General features: G+C 76.2%; 10 protein-coding genes and 2 pseudogenes. 4 read left to right on the top strand and 8 right to left on the bottom strand.

Going from position 1 to position 14504, the window contains the following annotated elements:
* Positions 1–39 precede the first annotated feature (39 nt).
* The gene (gene mshD / locus GY42_RS09075) at positions 40–1092 is read right to left on the bottom strand and encodes a mycothiol synthase (protein WP_046529092.1); all 1053 of its coding nucleotides are present in this window, start codon (positions 1090–1092) and stop codon (positions 40–42) included.
* Positions 1093–1218: 126 nt separating this feature from the next.
* On the opposite strand from mshD, the pseudogene GY42_RS20205 reads away from it, so the two are divergent.
* Positions 1219–2001 (top strand): annotated as a pseudogene (locus GY42_RS20205) (NAD(P)-binding domain-containing protein); the annotation flags it as partial.
* Between the two features lie 561 nt (positions 2002–2562).
* Positions 2563–2787, top strand: a pseudogene (locus GY42_RS20200) (NAD(P)-binding domain-containing protein); the annotation flags it as partial.
* 346 nt (positions 2788–3133) lie between these two features.
* Here the strand turns inward: GY42_RS20200 and GY42_RS18190 are convergent.
* The 7 genes from GY42_RS18190 to GY42_RS09035 all read right to left on the bottom strand — a co-directional run bounded on the left by GY42_RS18190 (position 3134) and on the right by GY42_RS09035 (position 12907).
* Positions 3134–4120: a hypothetical protein gene (locus GY42_RS18190; protein WP_052748281.1), complete on the bottom strand. Its 987-nt coding sequence runs from the start codon at positions 4118–4120 to the stop codon at positions 3134–3136.
* A gap of 207 nt (positions 4121–4327) precedes the next feature.
* Positions 4328–5725, bottom strand: a complete 1398-nt coding sequence (locus GY42_RS09060) for a cellulase family glycosylhydrolase (RefSeq protein ID WP_046529091.1) — start codon at positions 5723–5725, stop codon at positions 4328–4330.
* Positions 5726–5911: 186 nt separating this feature from the next.
* A complete protein-coding gene (locus GY42_RS09055; protein WP_152667250.1) occupies positions 5912–7078 on the bottom strand; it encodes an alpha/beta hydrolase in 1167 nt (388 codons plus the stop codon).
* Positions 7079–7276: 198 nt separating this feature from the next.
* The gene (acs, locus tag GY42_RS09050; protein WP_046530750.1) at positions 7277–9241 is read right to left on the bottom strand and encodes an acetate--CoA ligase; all 1965 of its coding nucleotides are present in this window, start codon (positions 9239–9241) and stop codon (positions 7277–7279) included.
* 203 nt (positions 9242–9444) lie between these two features.
* A complete protein-coding gene (locus GY42_RS09045) occupies positions 9445–10311 on the bottom strand; it encodes a hypothetical protein (RefSeq protein WP_046529090.1) in 867 nt (288 codons plus the stop codon).
* A gap of 215 nt (positions 10312–10526) precedes the next feature.
* Entirely contained in the window at positions 10527–11378 is an 852-nt protein-coding gene (locus GY42_RS09040; RefSeq protein WP_082131436.1) for a formate/nitrite transporter family protein, read from the bottom strand.
* Between the two features lie 74 nt (positions 11379–11452).
* Positions 11453–12907 carry an NAD-dependent malic enzyme gene (locus tag GY42_RS09035; RefSeq protein WP_046530748.1) on the bottom strand — a complete coding sequence of 485 codons (1455 nt, stop codon included), beginning with the start codon at positions 12905–12907 and terminating at the stop codon, positions 11453–11455.
* Positions 12908–13014: 107 nt separating this feature from the next.
* Between GY42_RS09035 and GY42_RS09030 the strand changes: the two genes are divergently transcribed.
* Together GY42_RS09030 and GY42_RS09025 are read left to right on the top strand one after the other, a co-directional pair.
* Positions 13015–13494: an NUDIX hydrolase gene (locus GY42_RS09030; protein ID WP_046529089.1), complete on the top strand. Its 480-nt coding sequence runs from the start codon at positions 13015–13017 to the stop codon at positions 13492–13494.
* Entirely contained in the window at positions 13491–14354 is an 864-nt protein-coding gene (locus GY42_RS09025; RefSeq protein ID WP_046529088.1) for a Fic family protein, read from the top strand. The genes GY42_RS09030 and GY42_RS09025 overlap by 4 nt, the downstream gene beginning before the upstream one ends.
* Positions 14355–14504: the final 150 nt, after the last annotated feature.

Below are 14504 nucleotides of genomic sequence, written 5' to 3'. Positions count from 1 at the left end.
TCGTGGCACCGTCCGGTGAACTCGGCGTCTGCTCGCCGTTCACCTCGTCGTCGCCCGCCCGTCGCGCTGCGCGGCGGCCTCCTCGGCGACCGCGGGGACGCCCCGCGGCGGGCTGCCGGGGTCGGGTCCGAACATCACGTCGACGGCGGTGCGCTCGAAGCCCGCACGCCGGTAGGTGTGGATCGCGACGGTGTTCTCCGCACCCGTGTAGAGGATCACCGTCCGCAGCCCGCGGTCCGCGAGGTGCGCGAGCCCGAGCGCCGTCAGCGCGCGCCCCATGCCCAGGCCCTGCGCGTCGGGGTCGACGCCGACGACGTAGATCTCGCCGACCTCCTCGTCGGGCGCACCGTCCGGCGCCTCGCCCGCGGGGTGCACCTTGGTCCACACCGAGCCCAGCAGCTGACCGTCGCGCTCGGCGAGCAGGAACCCCGCGGGGTCGAACCACGGCTCCGCCTCGCGCGCCCGCAGGTCCGCCGACGTCATGCGGCCCTGCTCGGGGTGGTGCGCGAACGCGCGCGCGTTCACCCGCCGCCACGCCTCCTCGTCCTGCCCCGGCACGAACGTCCGCACGTCGACGCCCGCGGGCAGCGTCGGCGTCGTCGGCGGGTGCGCCCGCAGGTCCGTCGCCATGCGCCACAGCTCGCGCACCACCACGAGCCCCGCGCGCGCGGCGGTCGCACGCGCGGCCGGCAGGTCGCCGTGCGCCCACACGTGCAGCCGCCGATCCGGCACGGCGGCGGCCTCGGCGGTCGCGCGGGCCAGCAGCGCGCGTGCGACGCCGCGCCGGCGGTGCGCCGGGTGCACCACGAGCTCGGCGCGCACCGTCGTCGAGCTGCCCACGTCGAGCTGCGCGTAGCCCAGCAGCGGCCCCGGCGCGTCGTCGCCCGCGCCCGGCGCCCGCCGGGCCAGCAGGTGCACGACGCGCGCCTCGTCCTCGGTGAGCCACAGCAGCGGCTGCTCGGACAGCGGGGGCACCGCGTCGTGGTGGGCCGCCGCCTGCGCGAGCGCGCGCACCTCGTCGGCCTGCGCCGGCGTGAGCGGGCCGGAGACGGCCGTGACCAACGTCGGGACCTCGGTGCCGTCGGACGCCATGCGCCCATCCCATCACGGACGGGTGCGCGCGCGGTGGCCCGTCGGGGTGACAGGTGCGGGCCGCGCGGTCCCGCGGGCCGTGCACCCGAGCGGGCGTCCAGGTGCACCGGGTAGCGTGGACGCGCCATGAGCAGCCCCGCCGTCGCCACCGCAGCCCCGGGGGGCCGCCGTGCACGGCGGCGGGCCGACGGGCCCCGCACGGTCGACGTCGACGTGGTCGTCGTCGGCGCCGGGCAGGCCGGGCTGTCGGCCGCGTACCACCTGCACCGCACGGGGCTCGTGCCGGTCGGCACGCGCGGCTGGGAGCGGGCGCGCGGCACGTTCGTCGTGCTCGACGAGAACCCGCGCGCCGGTGGTGCGTGGCAGCACCGGTGGCGCTCGCTGACCATGGCCGACGCGCACCACGTGCACGACCTGCCGGGCATGCCGCTCGCGGTCGTCGACGCCGCCGAGCCCGCCGCCGACGCCGTGCCGTACTACTTCGCGCAGTACGAGGAGGCGTTCGGCCTCAACGTGCAGCGCCCCGTGCGCGTGACGCGCGTGACCCGCGGCGACGACGTGGACGGCGAGCCGCGCTACGCGGTCGAGACGCAGCACGTCGACCACCCCGACGCGCGGGTCGTCTGGTCCGCGCGCGGCGTCGTCAACGCGTCGGGCACGTGGAACCGCCCGTTCTGGCCGAGCTACCCCGGCCGCGCCGACTTCCGCGGCCGGCAGCTGCACGCACGCGACTTCCGCACGGCGCAGGAGCTCGCCGACGGGCACGTCGTCGTGGTGGGCGGCGGGACGTCGGCCGTGCAGCTGCTGCTGCAGGTCGCCGAGGTCACCACGACCACGTGGGTGACGCGCCGCCCGCCGCGGTGGGTGGACGCCGAGTTCACGCCCGAGCTGGGGCGCGAGGCCGTCGCGCGCGTCGAGGAGCGCGTGCGGGCCGGGCTGCCCCCCGAGTCGGTCGTGTCCGTGACGGACCTGCCGCTGACCCCCGCCTACCGCGCGGGCATCGCGTCCGGGGTGCTGCGCGCGCGCCCGGCGTTCTCGCGGATGGTCGCCGACGGCGTCGTGTGGGACGAGGGTGCCGCGACCGGTGCGTGGCGTGCGGCGGCCACGCCCGACGGTGACGAGGGTCCGGACGGTCGGGTCGACGGCGACCGGGGGGTGCGTGGCGACGACGACCCGGGGGCGCGTGGCGACGGCGACCGGGGCGCGCGTGGCGACGTCTACCGGGGCGCGCGTGGCGACGGCGACCCGGGGGCGCGTGGCGACGGCGACGCAGGGGCGCGTGGTGACGGTGACCGGGGCGCGCGTGGCGACGGCGACCCGGGGTCGCGTGGTGGCGACAGCGACAGCGACGGCGACGGCGGGTCGCGTCGCGACGGTGAGCCCGGCCGCGAGCGTCGTCGTGCGCTTGTGGTGCCCCACCCCGCCGTGGACCCCGATCTCGGGGCCTGGGTGGACGGCCCGTCGTTCGTCCCGGCCCGCACGGTGCTCTGGGCCACCGGCTTCCGTGCCTCGCTCGACCACCTCGCACCGCTCGGGCTGCGCGGCCCGGGCGGGGGCATCGCGATGGACGGCACCGAGGTCGTCGCGGAGCCGCGCGTGCAGCTCGTCGGCTACGGGCCGAGCGCGTCGACGGTGGGCGCGAACCGCGCGGGCCGCGAGGCGGCCCGCCGCCTGCGTCGTCACCTGCGCTGGTGAGCACGCACTCCACCCCCTGACCACTGGTCACCTTGTCGTCGGCCCGGCCGACCACTGGTCACCTCGGAGGAGGTTCCGATGCTGCGGTGCCCTCGAAGTGACCAGTGGTCACCGGAGGCGGTCGATCGTCGACCACTGGTCAGATCGGTGATGGGAGAGGCGTGACCGTGTCCCCGAAGTGACCAGTGGGCGTCGGTGCGGGGGTGATCTGTGCGCGAGCGAGCGTTGCGTGGGTGGGTGCTCGTCCGTGGGTGGGTGTCCGAAGGGGGTGCTCGTCCGTGGGAGGGTGCCCGGAAGGGGTGCGCGCCCGTCGGGCGACGTGCGTCTGTCGGTGGGTGCGCGTCCGTCAGACGGCGTCGTCGGGGGTCGGGCGGGCCGCGAGGGCCCTGACCCGCGCCGGCTGGGGCGGGGCCAGGCGGCGTAGGAGCCGAGCGCGCCCGCGTGCGGTGAAGGTCGACTGGTCCAGCAGGGTCGCCCACCGCCGGAGCCGTTCGGGGACGTGAGGTCGTCCGAGTGCCCGGTCGAGGTCGTGCAGCACCTCGGCGGGTCGGTCGCACAGGTCGGACGCCGTGAACCCCCGACGGGTCCAGCCGGCGCCGACGAGGGCGCGGTCGCGGCGCAGGTCTGCGCGGTGCTGGTCAGCCGTGCGGTGCACCGCGCCGTCGTACTCGTGGATCGTCGTCGTGCCCTCGAGCCACAGGTCTGCACGCGCGACGAACCGACCGGCGTCGTCGTGGACCGTGTGCTGGGGCACGACCTGGACGTCGAACGCCACGTGCATGAGGCGAAGCACGCTCTCCCAGGGTGACTCGGCGCGCGGATCGGCCAACGTGAGGGCCTCGCGGAGCGCGACGACGCCGCGCCGTCGCGGAGTGCAGACGGCGCGGACGTCCTCGACCGTGCAGCTCGAGCGCAGCGCCGAGTCGACCAGGACGACGAGGTCGAGCAGCGCCAGGTCGCGCGCGCACGCCAGCAGGGTGTGGGCAGGGTCGGCGACCCGCACGCCCCGGACGTCCGTCGCAGGCACCGGACCATGGGTGCGGGTGACCCGGACGCCGGGCCGACGCGTGCGGTGGGTGGTGGCCGGTTGGTCCACGAGGAGCGGCAGCTGCGGCGCCACCGTCGGCGTCCACCAGCCGTGGAGGGCGGCGGCCGTCAGGTGAGAGACGACCGCCGTCGACGGCAGCACGACCTTCCACGCCAGCAGGGGGTCGAGACCCGAAGGGCGGTGCAGGCCCCACGTCACGCGTTGCCAGCCGCGACCCGGGCGGCGCCCCCGTCGTGCGCCGTCGGCCGGAGCCGCGGCGCCGTCGTGCGCGCTGACGTCGGTCATGACGTCAGGCTGCCCGCCGACCTGCCGCGGTGACCGGCACCGTCGTCGCCCGTGGACCGAGCGAGCTCGATGACCGGTCCTGTGGTCGGCTCGGCTCACTCCGGCACCCCCGGACCCCGGACCCCGGACCTAGGCGCACGCCGGCCGGGGGTGGTTACGCCCCGCCGGCCCCGCCCGGGCGTCGGGCGGGGCCGGCGGGAGCAGGGGTCAGCGGCAGGTGACCGGGATCGTGCCGGTGGGGGCGGTGCCCGAGCCGATGAACCCGTAGGTCGTCGACTGGCCGGCGCCGAGCGCGCCGTTCCACGCGGCGTTCGCGACGGTCTGCAGGCCGCCCGTGCTGCTGAACGTGCCGCTCCAGCCCTGCGCGACGGCCGCGCCGCCCGGCAGCGTGAACGACGTGGTCCAGCCGGTCAGCGCACGCGTGCCGGCCGTGACCGTGACCGAGCCCTGGAAGCCACCGGGCCACGCGCTGCCGACCGTGAGCACCGCGCTGCACGCACCGCCCGGCGTGGCGGTCGGCGTCGGCGTCGGGGTGGGTGTCGCGGTGGGGGTGGGCGTCGGCGTGGGCGTGGGTGTCGGGGTCGGCGTGGGCGTCGCTCCCGAGAAGAACGTCGCGGTGCGGGCGGTCGAGCGGATGCCGTTCGGCCCGTCGAAGATCAGCCGGCCCCAGTCGGTCTTCTGCGCGGGGTCGAAGTTCCGCACCATGTCGAGGTACTCGACGCCGCCGCTGTTGCCGGACCACGACCAGCCGTAGTAGCCGATGCCGCGCTCGACGGCCTCGCGCATGATCGTCGCCTCGTCCGGGTCGCCGTCCGAGTGGTCGTGGCCGAACTCGCCGATCACCAGGGGCAGGCCGGCGTCCTCGAACGCGTCGAGGTAGGCGGTGATGGTCGACGCCTGCGCGTACACGCCGTACATGTGGACCGAGAACAGCGTGTTGCCCTCGGGGTCGGCCGCGGCGACGGTCGCGGCCGTGTCCCGCATGACGCCCTTCCAGTCCTGCCCCCAGTTGGGTGCGTCGACCACGATGTTGTGCCGCAGGCCAGCGGCGCGGACCTTCGCGATCGCGGCCGACGTGGCGGTGGTCCAGCCCGTGACCTGGGGCTCGTTGTTGCCCGTGGGTTCGTTGCCGATGTTGATCTGGACGAAGTCCTCGGTGCCCTGCAGCACGGGCTTGAGCGACACGAAGTAGTCGGCGGCCGCGTCGAGGCTCACGGCGCCGGCCTGCTCGCCGTACCCGGTGGTGTCGTGGTTCTCGAGCATGCACACGAGCTGGTTGTCGCGGCACAGCTCGATGACGTCCGCGACGTCGGCGGCGCTGTTCGCCGTCCAGCGTCCGCCGGACAGCACGACGCGCAGCGCGTTCGCGCCGGCGGCGCGGATCGCGGGGATCGCCGTGGGTGTCTGCGACGTGTACCAGGTGTGGGCGTGGCTGACGCCGCGCGCGACGAACGGCGTGCCGTCGCGCTCGACGAGCTGCGTGCCGGAGACGTGCAGGCCGACCGGGTCGGCGGCGGAGGCGGTCGTGGCGGCGGCCGTGAGCCCGCCGACGGCCAGCAGCGCGGCGCCGCACGCGGCGGCCGCACGCAGGGAGGTGCTCTTCATGGACGTCCTCGTTCCGCGAAGGGTGTCAGGGAGCACCCGGCCGCGGGCCCGGGGGCCGCACGGTGCGGGGTGCGCCGTCAGACAACCAGCGCGCTCGGGAGCCCTCCATCGGTGAAGCGTTTCGTCGACCCCGCGGAAGCAAGCGCTTCGACCGGCCGGTCCGAGCGCAGCGGCGAGGCTGCCCCGTCAGGACGCCGCGAGGTGCTCCGACGCCGTCACGAGCGCGTACGGCAGGGTCGCGCGCGCCATCGTCCAGGTGTGCGTCTGGCCGGGCTCCTCGCGCCACACGACGTCCACGCCGCGGCCCGCGAGGGTCGTCGCGACCTGGGCCGCGTGCCGCACGCTCATGCTGTTCTCGTCCGCGGGCACCGAGAGGAACAGCGTCAGCGGCGACGGCAGCGCGATCGTCGGGGCGTACTTCATGACGTCGTGCGCGTCCCACTCGGCCTGCGTCGCGAGCATGGCGTGCCCGCCCTCGCCCGGGTCGGCGTAGGGGCCCATCGCGAGGATCGCGGCGAACTGGTCGGCGTGCCGCAGGCCGTGGTCGAGCGCGCAGTACCCGCCCGACGAGAACCCGCCGAACGCGCGCCCCGACCGGTCGGCGACCGTCCGGTAGTGCGCGTCGACCCACGGGACGAGCACGTCCGTGAGGTAGGTGTCGACCTGCGAGCCGCCCGTCGTGGAGTCGAGGCACTCGGTGTCGCGGGGCGACGGGCCCGTGCCGTTGACGTCCGGCGCGACGACGATCATGGGCTGCACCCGGCCGGCGCGGATGAGCACGTCCATCGCCTGCGCGACGTTGCCCGCCGCGAACCAGTCGCCCGACGCGCCCGGGCTGCCGTGCACGAGGTAGACCACCGGGTAGCGCGTGGCGGCGGCGGGGTCGTAGCCCGGCGGGGTGTAGACCCAGGTGAGCGAGTCGGTCGGCATGCGCAGGTCGGCCGGCGCGGGCACGTGCGTCGCCGTCGACGCGCCCTGCCCGGAGCCGCCGCCGCGTTCCTGCGCGGTGCCGTGCTTGAGCCCGGGCGCCTCGCCGAAGCCCCACGACGCGAGCGAGACGCGCAGCGCGAGCACGTTGGGCACGTACCCCGCGATGACGTTGGCGGTGAGGCCCAGCCCCAGCACGGTGACGAACGCGGAGACCGCGACCCACGGCCACCCGCGGCGACGGCGGCGGCGTCGCACGACCGCGAGCACCACGAGCGCGACGACCAGCACGCCCGCGCCCACGACGCTCCACCACGACGACAGCCAGTCGCCGCCGCCCAGGAGCTGCCGCATGACCCCGCGGGGGATGACGTCGGGGCGGGGCAACGACGAGACGTCGATCGGGGTCGTGGGGAGAGTGCTCACCCCACCAGCCTCGCGCACCCCGCTGCGGGGCGCCTGCACTCCGCCTGGGCGGGTCCTGTGAGCGACCCGTGCGCGGGGTGCGCAGGCCCGCGGGTCGTGCCCTGCAGACGTGCCGTGACCCGCGGCGCCGGAGCGCCGCGGGTCACGTGCCGTGTCAGCCGTGCGCGGTCGTGGCCGGGCCCGCGCGGGGCGGAGGGGTCAGTCCGCCGACGCCGTCGGGCGGGCGAGCCCCGCCGAGATGAGATCCATGACCGACGAGTCCGCGAGCGTCGTCGCGTCGCCGACCTGCCGGTGCTCGGCGACGTCGCGCAGCAGGCGCCGCATGATCTTGCCGGACCGCGTCTTCGGCAGCTCGGGGACCACGAGGATCTGGCGCGGCTTGGCGATCGGCCCGATCTCCTTGGCGACGTGCGTGCGGAGCGTCTCCTGCACGGTCGCGGCGTCGGACGACGCGGCCTCGGCGGCGTCGCCCCGCAGGATGACGAACGCGACGACCGCCTGCCCCGTGGTCTCGTCGGTCGCGCCGACCACGGCCGCCTCGGCGACCCACGGGTGCGCGACGAGCGCCGACTCGATCTCGGTGGTCGACAGCCGGTGGCCCGACACGTTCATGACGTCGTCCACGCGGCCGAGCAGCCAGATGTCCCCGTCGGCGTCCTTCTTGGCGCCGTCGCCCGCGAAGTACAGGTCGCGGAACCGGGACCAGTAGGTGTCGCGGTACCGCTCCGGGTCGCCCCAGATGCCGCGCAGCATCGACGGCCACGGCTCGGTGACGACGAGGTAGCCGCCGGCGCCGTTCGGGACGGGCTTCGCGTCGTCGTCGACCACGTCCGCCGCGATGCCGGGCAGCGCGACCTGCGCCGAGCCGGGCTTCGTGGCCGTGACCCCCGGCAGCGGGCTGATCATGATCGCGCCCGTCTCGGTCTGCCACCACGTGTCGACGATCGGCGTGCGGTCGCCGCCGATGACGCGGCGGTACCACATCCACGCCTCGGGGTTGATGGGCTCGCCCACCGAGCCGAGCACGCGCAGGCTCGACAGGTCGAACCCGGCGGGGATGTCCTCGCCCCACTTCATGCACGTACGGATCGCGGTGGGCGCGGTGTACAGGATCGTCACGCCGTACTTCTGGACGATCTCCCACCAGCGGCCGCGGTGCGGGGTGTCGGGCGTGCCCTCGTAGATCACCTGGGTCGCGCCGTTCACCAGCGGCCCGTAGACGACGTACGTGTGCCCGGTGATCCAGCCGACGTCGGCCGTGCACCAGTACACGTCGGTCTCGGGCTTGAGGTCGAAGACGTTGAGGTGCGTGTACGCGGCCTGCGTGAGGTAGCCGCCCGTGGTGTGGAAGATGCCCTTGGGCTTCCCGGTGGTGCCCGACGTGTAGAGGATGAACAGCGGGTGCTCGGCGTCGACCTCGACGGGCTCGTGCTGCGGCGACGCGACGTCGACCGCCTCGTGCCACCAGACGTCGCGGCCCGGCGTCCACTCGACGGGCTGGCCCGTGCGTCGCACGACGAGCACGTGCCGCACGCTCGGCGCACCCTTCGCGAGCGCCTCGTCGACCGCGGGCTTGAGCGCCGACGGGTTGCCGCGCCGGAAGCCGCCGTCGGCCGTGACGACGAGCGTCGCCTCGGCGTCGAGGATGCGGCTGCTCAGCGCCTCGGCCGAGAACCCGCCGAACACCACCGAGTGCGGTGCGCCGAGGCGCGCGCACGCGAGCATCGTCACCACGGCCTCGGGGATCAGCGGCAGGTAGATCGCGACGCGGTCGCCCGTGCCGACCCCGAGCGCCGCCATGGCGTTCGCGGCCTTGGAGACCTCGCGCTGCAGGTCGGCGTACGTGAGCGTGCGGGTGTCGCCGCCCTCGCCCTCGAAGTGCAGCGCGACGCGGTCCCCGCGGCCCGCCTCGACGTGGCGGTCCACCGCGTTGTACGCGGCGTTCAGGCGCCCGTCGGCGAACCAGCGCGCGAACGGCGCGTCGGACCAGTCGAGGGTCTGCGTGAACGGCGTCGACCACGTCAGCAGGTCCCGCGCCTGGTCGGCCCAGAAGCCCGGACGGTCCGCGTTGGCCCACGCGTAGAGGTCGGCGCCCGCGTTGGCCTGCGCGGCGAACTCGCTCGACGGCGGGAACCGGCGGTCCTCGGTGAGCAGGTTCTCCAGGCCCTGCGTGGCCTGCGGATCGTGCGGCGCCTCGGGGGCCTCGGGTGTCGTCGGGGCGTCAGACTGTTCGGTCACGGTGTCTCCTGCGCAGCGGCGTCGGTGCGGCGGTGGTGCTGACCTGGGTGGTCCTCGTGAAGGGACATTAGCCCCGGTCCGGACAGGTCCGCACCGGAACGCGTCCGGAGGCCCCCGCGGGGGACGTCTCAGTGCGCGCGGTTGCGCTCGCGGAACACGCCGAGCCGGACCCCGTGGCGCCGGGCGAGCGCGACGACCACGCCCGCCGTGAGCAGCAGCGCCCCGGCCACGATCGCGGTGCCCGAGGTGCCGGCGACGGTCACCTGCGTGACCGTGAGGCGCCACGTGTCGGCGCCGACGACGTCGAGCGACGCCGTGCGCGCGACCCCCGGTGCGTACAGGTAGACGCCGCCCAGGACGCCGAGCACGACGCCGGCCGTGAGCGGCACCGCGGCCGTCCACAGCCCGAGCACGAGCAGGGCGGCGAGCAGCAGCACGCCGGCCGTCACGAGCGCGATGCCCAGCAGCTCGAGGGACGCGTCCCAGCGGTCGGCCTGGACGACGAGGATCCGGCTCTGCCCGACCAGGGTCAGCGCGAGCGCGAGCGGGGCGAGCACGAGGCCCACGAGCACCCCGAGCACGTGGGTGCCCGCGTGCGGCGTGCGCGGCGCGTTCGGGTCCGGGAACAGCTCGTCGTCGTCACGCTCGGCCGGGGGCGGGGACGGGACGGGCGCGCCCGTGGGGGGTGCCGTGCCGGTGCCCGGGTCGTCGCCGGCCGGTGACGACCCGGCCTCCACCTGCGTGGGCGCCGTGCGGTCCCCGACCGACGTGCGCGCGGGGGCGGGGCCGGACGGCGGAGCGCTCGGCGGCGCGGCTGCCGGCGCGGGCGTGGCTGACGGGTCCGCGGCGGCCGGGCGCGAGGTGCCGGGCGCGACCACGGGGTCGGGTGCGTCGGCGGCGGGCTCGGGCGGTGCGGGGGTGGGTCGGGCGACCGCGTGCCGCCCCGTGTCGGTGTCGGCGTCGTCGTCCGGGCGCTTCGGGTCGGAGGTGCTCACGGCGTGCTCCTCGGGTCGCGGCCGCGTGACGCGCGGCGCCTGCGGCCACGCTATTGCGCGCGTGCGCGCCACGCCGCCCGTCGCGCGCGGCGCGTCGGCGACACGCGCCGGGCCCGCTCCGCGATCGACGGGTCGGCCGGACCCGACGGCAGCGGACCCGACGGTCGGCCGGAGCCGATGGTCGGCCGGCCCCGATGGTCGGCCGGCGCGGACGGTCAGCGGGCTGCGGCCCCCGCGGCCTCGGGCCGCGGCGTGTGCGCGGCGTCGTCCGGCACGACGAGCGTCTCGGTGGCGACCACGCGCCGGACGCCGTACGCGTACGCGGCGCCCACGAGCAGCCCGCCGCCGATCGTGTTGCCCAGCCCGACCGCGAGCACGTTCCGGGCGAACTCGGCGACGGTCGCGTGCGGCAGGCCGCCGTACAGCCCGAGCGAGAACGTCGTCATGTTGGCCACGACGTGCTCGAAGCCGGACGTGATGAACACCAGCACGCACGCGAACACGGCCGCGATCCGCGCGATCTCGCTGGTCAGGCGGGCCCAGCACCACACCGCGAGGCACACCATGACGTTGCACAGCACGCCGCGGACCACGAGCTGCAGCGTCGAGGCCTCGGCCTTGTGCGCGATCATCCGCGCGATCGCCTCGCCGCCGGCGGTGCCCGGTGCCAGCACGCCCGACACGTGCAGCAGCCCCGCGAACGCCATCGCACCCAGCAGGTTGCCGGCCAGGCACGCGAGCAGCGTGAGCCCCGCGCGCCCCCAGCCGACCCGGCCGAGCATCGCGCCCTGCGTGAGGATCATCATGGCGCTCGTGGCGAGCTCGCCGCCAGCCACCAGCACGACCATGAGCGCGATGCCGAACACCGCCCCGTTGACGAGCGGCGCCCACGGCGACCCGGCGACCGTCAGCGGACCGCCGGCGGTCACCATGATGAGCACGCCGATGCCGATGTAGGCGCCGGCGAGCATGGTGCGGACGAGGAAGAGCCCGGGGGTGCGGGTCAGCTCGACCTTGTGGACGGCGCCGTCGCCGTGCGCGGCGACGGCCTCGGGGATGCTCAGCACGCGTCCATCGTCGTGCGTGGTCGGAGCCCGGACGTGGGACGAAAGTTCCGGCGGTCCGGGTGGACGCGCGGGGGTCAGTCGTGCTCGCGCAGGCGCACCGCCGCGATCTCCCCGGTCGCGGCGCGCGGCTCGCGGCCCGCGCCGTCGGCCTCGGCCGCGCGGCGCACGGCCGCCGCGACCACCGACGTCACGTCGGGGTGGAACACGCTCGGCACGATGTACGTCGGGTTCAGCTCCTCGGGCCGCACGGTCGACGCGAGCGCCTCCGCCGCCGCCAGCAGCATCGCGTCGGTGATGCGGTGCGACTGCGCGTCGAGCAGGCCACGGAACACGCCCGGGAACGCGAGCACGTTGTTGATCTGGTTGGCGAAGTCCGACCGCCCGGTCCCCACGACGGCGGCGTGCTGCGCGGCGTCGTCGGGGTCGACCTCGGGCCGCGGGTTGGCGAGCGCGAACACGATCGCGTCGGGCGCCATGCGCGCGACGTCGTCCCCGGTCAGCACGTCGGGGGCCGACAGCCCGACGAACACGTCGGCCCCGACGACCGCGTCGCGCAACGTGCCCGTGACGCCCCGGTGGTTCGTGGCCTCGGCGGTCCACCGCAGCGACGGGCTCAGTCCGGGCCGGTCGCGGTGGATCACGCCGTCGACGTCCGCGACGACCACGTCCCGCGCGCCCGCGGCGAGCAGCAGCTTGAGCACCGCCGTGCCGGCCGCACCGGCCCCGGACATCACGACGCGTACGTCCGCGAGCCGCTTGCCGACCACGCGCAGCGCGTTGCGCAGCGCCGCGACCACGACGATCGCCGTGCCGTGCTGGTCGTCGTGGAACACCGGGACGTCGAGCCGCTCGCGCAGCCGGCGCTCGACCTCGAAGCAGCGCGGCGCCGAGATGTCCTCGAGGTTGATGCCGGCGAACGCGGGCGCGATCGCGACGACCGTGTCGACGATGCGGTCGACGTCGGTCGTGTCGAGGCAGATCGGGAACGCGTCGATGTCGGCGAACCGCTTGAACAGCACGGCCTTGCCCTCCATGACGGGCAGCGCCGCGAGCGGGCCGATGTCACCGAGGCCCAGCACGGCCGTGCCGTCGGTGACCACCGCGATGGTGTTGCGCTTGATCGTGAGGCGGCGCGCGTCCTCGGGGTGCTCGGCGATGGCCTGGCACACGCGTGCGACCCCGGGCGTGTACGCCATCGACAGGTCGTCGCGGTTGCGCAGCGGCACCTTCGACTCGATCGACAGCTTGCCGCCCAGGTGCATGAGGAACGTGCGGTCGGACACGCGCTGCACCGTGACGCCGTCGAGACCCTCCAGCGCGCGCACGACGTCGGCCGCGTGGTCGGCGTCACGGGTCGCGCACGTGACGTCGACCGTCATGGTCTCGGTGAACGACGCGGTGACGTCGAGCGCCGTGACGATGCCGCCCGCACGCTCGATCGCGGTCGTGAGGTCCGACACCGCCGTGGGACGGGCCTGCACCTCGAGGCGGGCGGTGATGGACGACGACACGGAGGGCGCGGAGACCATGCCGACATTGTGGACGCGCGCGCCGTGGCGCGCCCGGGGGCCGGTGCGCGCGTCGCCCCGCACCGCCGGCCCGTCGTGCCCGGCGGCGGGGGCCGTAGCATCGGCGCGTGCCCACCCCGCCCTTCGTCCTGGCCCTGCGCGAGCGCGTGGGGCACGACCAGCTGTGGCTGCCCGGCGTCACCGCCGTCGTGCTGCGCGAGCACGACGCACGCACGCAGGTGCTGCTGGTGCGCCGCGCCGACACCGGCGAGTGGACGCCCGTCACGGGCATCGTCGACCCGGCCGAGGAGCCCGCGGTCGCGGCGGTGCGCGAGGTCCTCGAGGAGGCCGACGTCGTGGCGACCGCGCAGCGGCTCGCGCACGTGGGCGTCGTCGGGCCCGTCGTGTACGACAACGGCGACCGGTCGGTGTACCTCGACCTGACGTTCCGGTGCCGGTGGGAGTCGGGCGTGCCCGCACCGGCCGACGGCGAGAACACCGACGCCGCCTGGTACGACCTCGACGACCTGCCCCCGATGTCCGCGTCGGTGCGCGCGCGCCTGGACGCCGCGCTGCCCGAGCGCGGCGAGGCGACGTTCACGGCGTGAGCGGCGCCGCGCCCGACCCGCTCGCCGACCTGGCCGCGCTCCCCGGCGTGCGTGACGCGGTCGACGCCGCGCGCGCCGCGTGCGAGGAGCTGCGCTGGCACGAGGCGTTCCGGCGGCGCTGGCGCGAGGTGCGCGCCGAGGCCGGGCTGCGGGCCGCCGCGGCGTCGGCGGCGCTGGACGGCGCGCCCGTCGGGGTCGAGGCGCTGCGTGCGTGGGCGACCGGGACGTCCGCACCCGGCGGCGGGGTCGAGGCGGTCGCGGCGGGGGCGCTGCGCGCGCAGGCGCTCGTCGAGCGGCACCTGCCCGACCTGGGCGCGCGCCCCGGCGGCGCTGTGGTGCCGCTGCCGCAGCTGGTCGCGCGGCTGCACGCGGCCGCGGGCGCGGGCGTCGTGCCCGACGCCGACCTCGGGCGGCCGCGGACGGGGGCGCCGGGCGACCTGCGCGGCCTGGGGGAGGCGCCGCCGCCGGCCGTCGCGAGCGACCGGGTCGCCGCGGTCCTGCGGGACGCCGACGCCTCGCGCGCGCCGGGCCTCGTGGTGTCGGCGGTCGTGCACGCCGAGCTGCTCGCGGTGCGGCCGTTCGCTGCTGCCAACGGCGTGGTCGCGCGGGCCCTCGCGCGGCTGCTGGCGACGCGCTCGGGCCTCGACCCGACGGGCACCGTGCTGCCCGAGGAGGTGTGGCGCGACGCGCCGCCCGCGTACGTCGCCGCGGCGGCGCGCTACGCGGCGGGCGACGTCGCGGGGGTCGCGGCGTGGCTCGTCGCGCACGCCGACGCGGTCCGCCGTGGCGCGCTGCTCGCGCGCGGCGTCGCGGACGAGGTGCTCGCGGGGCGGCACGCGGGTGCGGGGCGGGGCCGCTGACGGCCGGTCGTGCGTCGTCGTGCACGCCCCGGCACGACGACGGCGCCCCCAGGGAGCGCCGTCGCCGTACCGACGACCGGAGAGTGATCATGCGTGCAACGTCGCGGTCGCTCCGGGACGAGCCCGGTCGACCGGCCCAGAGGGGGGCCA

Source organism: Cellulomonas sp. FA1 (assembly GCF_000986825.1).
Lineage (GTDB): Bacteria > Actinomycetota > Actinomycetes > Actinomycetales > Cellulomonadaceae > Cellulomonas > Cellulomonas iranensis.
The sequence above is the reverse complement of the archived record's forward strand: the minus strand, read 5'-3'. Positions and strand labels throughout refer to the sequence as shown.